Annotated in this window: 4 protein-coding genes; 2 read left to right on the top strand and 2 right to left on the bottom strand. The window is 65.2% G+C overall.

Features of this window, described 5'->3' with window-relative positions; translation table 11 throughout:
• Window positions 1-435: 435 nt before the first annotated feature.
• Window positions 436-1,314 carry a replication initiation protein gene (locus tag KEM60_RS14350; protein WP_255574696.1) on the top strand — a complete coding sequence of 293 codons (879 nt, stop codon included), beginning with the start codon at window positions 436-438 and terminating at the stop codon, window positions 1,312-1,314.
• Complete coding sequence (locus KEM60_RS14345; protein ID WP_219108430.1) at window positions 1,311-1,577, top strand: helix-turn-helix domain-containing protein; 267 nt, start codon at window positions 1,311-1,313, stop codon at window positions 1,575-1,577. The genes KEM60_RS14350 and KEM60_RS14345 overlap by 4 nt, the downstream gene beginning before the upstream one ends.
• 735 nt (window positions 1,578-2,312) lie before the next feature.
• Here KEM60_RS14345 and KEM60_RS14340 read toward each other — a convergent pair.
• Window positions 2,313-2,585 (bottom strand): type II toxin-antitoxin system RelE/ParE family toxin, encoded by a 273-nt coding sequence (locus KEM60_RS14340; protein ID WP_255574694.1) that lies wholly within the window; start codon window positions 2,583-2,585, stop codon window positions 2,313-2,315.
• Window positions 2,582-2,866 carry a ribbon-helix-helix protein, CopG family gene (locus tag KEM60_RS14335; RefSeq protein WP_219108429.1) on the bottom strand — a complete coding sequence of 95 codons (285 nt, stop codon included), beginning with the start codon at window positions 2,864-2,866 and terminating at the stop codon, window positions 2,582-2,584. The genes KEM60_RS14340 and KEM60_RS14335 overlap by 4 nt, the downstream gene beginning before the upstream one ends.
• Window positions 2,867-3,525: the final 659 nt, after the last annotated feature.

Here is a 3,525-nt window from a genome sequence, read left to right as displayed (position 1 = left end):
CTGCGGGCCGTTCAGGGCGGGGAGGTCCACGAAGCCGCGACACCGGCGTGCGGCGCTCTGGCGGGCCCACGAGGCCGTGTGGCACCGGCATGAAGCCCCAGGCGTGGCACTGGCGGCACACGCCGCGCGAAACCAGCAGGGGCACCTGACGCAGGTGCGTACCTGACCCGCAGAGCCGCGCTGTCGGCTGCCGGGCCCGTAGAGCGCGCCTGGCGGTGCTCCAGTAGAGCGCCAGACGTGGAGGGGTGGCTGGGTTGACCAGGGCGGGAGCAGCTGAGCAGGGCGCAGGCACAGGCACTACGCGGAGCCCCTGCGGGGCACGCCTGACCCCACCCCCTGGCGGGGGAAATATCTGACTTGGCTTCGTCACCCACTTTGAACACGCCGGGGTCAGATCCCCCACCACCAGCCCCACCCGTGGCAGGGTCAAGCACCATGACCACACCGCCAGGGGACACCCAGGAGCACTGGGAACAGATCTGGCTGCCCCAACGCCCCTACGCCACCGACGACCTCCTGACGGGCATCTACCGCATGTCCCGCCCTAAAGCCCTGGTCAAGCGGTACATCGAAGCCAACCCCCAAGCCATGTCGAACCTCCTCGTGGTCGACATCGACCACCCCGACGCGGTCCTACGAGCCCTGTGGGACCGCGCAGGCTGGTTTCCCAACGCGATCGTGGAAAACCCCCACAACGGCCACGCCCACGCCGTCTGGGCGCTCTCAGCGCCCGTGATCCGCACCGAGTACGCCCACCGCAAGCCCCTGGCATACGCCACAGCGGTCTCAGAAGGCCTCAGGAGGGCCGTAGACGGCGATCAGGGGTATTCGGGCCTGATGACCAAGAACCCGGCTCACAGAGCCTGGGAGACCCGTTGGATCACCGATGAGCTCTACGCCCTAGACGACCTCGCCGCCCGCCTCGAAGCCCTCGGACACCTCCCCGACACCTCCTGGACCCGCACCCGACGACGCAACCCCACCGGACTCGGCCGCAACTGCGCCCTGTTCGAAACCGCCCGCACCTGGGCCTACCGAGAGCTACGCCACCACTTCGGCGACCCCCACGGCCTGGCCACCGCCATCCACACCGAAGTCACCACCCGCAACGCCGAATACCACACACCCCTACCCCCCAACGAAGCCCACACCATCGCCACCAGCATCACCCGCTGGATCACCACCCGCTCCCGCATGTGGCACGACGGACCCACCACCTACGAAGCAACCTTCACCACCATCCAAGCCGCCCGCGGCCGCAAAGGCGGACAGGCTTCAGGAAAGGTGCGACGTCAAGGTTTGGAGGGGCTGTGAGTCGCCCCCCCGTACCACCTCACCTGCGTAAACCACGCAACGGACGCACCATCAAAGAAGCCGCCAAACTCACCGGACTCACCGAACAAACCATCAAACGCTGGACCTCAGAACCCCGCGAGATCTACCTCACCCGCGCCGAACAACGCCGCACCCAAATCCGCGACCTCAAAGCCGCTGAACCGAAACTATCCCTACGCGCCATCGCGGCCCGCCTCGGCTGCTCAGTCGGCACTGTTCATAATGCCCTGAAACAGGGTTGAGTTTACAGGTTTATCCACGACGGATAAACCTGAAGCGAATTCTTCTAGCGGCAGATTCGATGAACTTTCACGGCGACGACTCCGTGTCAGCACTCATGCAGAGACCACGGATCCACAACGAGGACATGAGGTGGGGGCACATCGACGATGCAAGCAAGTCGCGCATCAGGAGGTCTAACGTGGCGTTTTCAGTGTTCCAGGGGTGCTGGTTGGGGGGTTCGGTGTCTGGTGGTTCTCGGGCGTTGGTGGACAGTGGTGGTCTCACGTCCTGGAATGCATGAGGTGTGTCGGTCCTGGTGGCGTGAGAAGAGGGTGCTGGCAGGGCTCGGGGGTGGTGTGCCCGCGATGACAGACACCAAGACAGCACAACGGTGCGTGGCGAGTGGGTGGTAGGCGGGTGTGTGAGTGGTGGTGAAACGATGTTGTCCGCCGTGCCCACTCGCGGTTGATCTGGCTGGACCAGCGCAGCGCGAGAGCGAGTAAAGCCCTTCGGTGAGTTGTGTCGACTGGCTGGCGTGTGGTGTGTTAGCGGCTCGCGTGAATAGCGTGATCGCGCCCATGATTAACGGGCTAGGGGTTCCCCTGTTTTGTGGCGTATCCGTACGGCGCTTCACCAGCGTTTGTTTAACAAACGCTATACTTGCTGTCTCTTATCTCACGGTGGTTTTTGTCGCTGGCTGGTGTGGTTTGTGAGCTGGTCTGTCACCGTGGGCGGCCTGGGGGTGACCTGCGAGGTCAGCTGGTGTAGATCCGGCTGCGGTGGTCGATGTCGATGACCAGGACCACGAGGCGGTCCTCGATCAGGTCGCAAATGATCCGGTAGTCCCCGACCCGGTAACGCCACAACCCAGCCAGCGAGCCGGTCAACGCCTTCCCCCGGACCCGGGGGTCCTCGAGGGTTTCTACTGCCCGCAACGCGTCACGCAGCCGTCGAGCGACCTGGGGGTCGGCCTTACGCAGCCACTTCACTACAGCCGGGTCGTACTCCAGATGCCAGGAGCGATTCACGACAGGTCGTCTACCGCGTCTGCTGGGACCGCGACCCCGTCAAGACCTAGCATCCGATCCACCTCGTCCGCGCTGAGTGCACGCACCTGCCCGGTGCGCACCTGTACCGCCCGCGCGAGCAGCTGCTGCTCCCACTCCAACCGGTCCACCTCACGTTCCATCGCCTCACGCAGCACATCCCCCCGGGACCGTCGCGTCGCTGCTGCCAACGCCTCCACCCGTACCCGCAGCGACTCCGGCAACCGCACCGACACCGGCCGTCCCAACGCTTCACCCGTCATGTACACATTGTGTACCACCCGCCCTACCCGGTCTACCCCCACGCATCCCACCCCACCACATACCCGGTATATCCACTTCCATATCAGCACATTCCCACCCTGACCTCAGGAACACCTTCCACCCCTTCCACCAGGCAGTCCCAATGGAGAAAAACCCCACCCGCCCTGAGGGACGATGGATGGGTGGGGTTTTTCTCCTAGAGGGACGTCATGCCTGGTGGAAGGGGTGGAAGGTGTTCCTGAGAGACACAGGCAAAGAACACCCTAGGAACAGTTGAGGAACACCCTGAAAGCACTTCCTGACCCGCACAAAAAATCCCCCATCAGGGTCAAAGAAACCCGAAACCACCCCCGCCACAGCCCCGGAGAAGAAACCCACCCCCTGGCGTGCCGGCCGCCCTGAACGGCCCACGCCGCAACGCTCAGGGCTCCCGCCGGCAGCCGGCGGGACAGCCGGCACCGGACCCCGGGGGGTGTCCCCTAGGGTCCGGTACGCGCCGCACGAAACCCGCAGAAGCCCGCAGGAGCGCTTCTGCGGGCCGTTCAGGGCGGGGAGGTCCACGAAGCCGCGACACCGGCGTGCGGCGCTCTGGCGGGCCCACGAGGCCGTGTGGCACCGGCATGAAGCCCCAGGCGTGGCACTGGCGGCACACGCCGCG

It is taken from the genome of Austwickia sp. TVS 96-490-7B (assembly GCF_019331795.1).
Taxonomy (GTDB): Bacteria; Actinomycetota; Actinomycetes; order Actinomycetales; family Dermatophilaceae; genus Austwickia.
Note: the sequence above shows the minus strand (reverse complement) of the source record. Positions and strands in the feature narration are given on the sequence as shown.